The sequence below is a fragment of the Bacteroides caecigallinarum genome, assembly GCF_016902295.1.
In the GTDB taxonomy this organism is placed as follows: Bacteria; Bacteroidota; Bacteroidia; order Bacteroidales; family Bacteroidaceae; genus Phocaeicola; species Phocaeicola caecigallinarum_A.
Window position 1 is genome coordinate 1 of the sequence record NZ_JACJLQ010000155.1, and the last position, 512, is coordinate 512.

Genomic DNA, 512 nt, shown 5'->3' on the forward strand with positions numbered 1-512 from the left:
ATGAAGGTGCTGCATGGTTGTCGTCAGCTCGTGCCGTGAGGTGTCGGCTTAAGTGCCATAACGAGCGCAACCCTTTCTGCCAGTTACTAACAGGCAATGCTGAGGACTCTGGCGGTACTGCCATCGTAAGATGTGAGGAAGGTGGGGATGACGTCAAATCAGCACGGCCCTTACGTCCGGGGCTACACACGTGTTACAATGGGGGGTACAGAAGGCCGCTTGCCGGCGACGGCTGGCCAATCCTCAAATCCCCTCTCAGTTCGGACTGGAGTCTGCAACCCGACTCCACGAAGCTGGATTCGCTAGTAATCGCGCATCAGCCACGGCGCGGTGAATACGTTCCCGGGCCTTGTACACACCGCCCGTCAAGCCATGAAAGCCGGGAGTACCTGAAGTGCGTAACCGCGAGGAGCGCCCTAGGGTAACACTGGTAATTGGGGCTAAGTCGTAACAAGGTAGCCGTACCGGAAGGTGCGGCTGGAACACCTCCTTTCTGGAGAGATTCCGTAAAA

The 512-nt window shown here is 57.2% G+C and carries 1 rRNA gene; it reads left to right on the plus strand.

The features are described from left to right. Positions 1-493 (plus strand): 16S ribosomal RNA (locus H6A27_RS14610); the annotation flags it as partial. Positions 494-512: the final 19 nt, after the last annotated feature.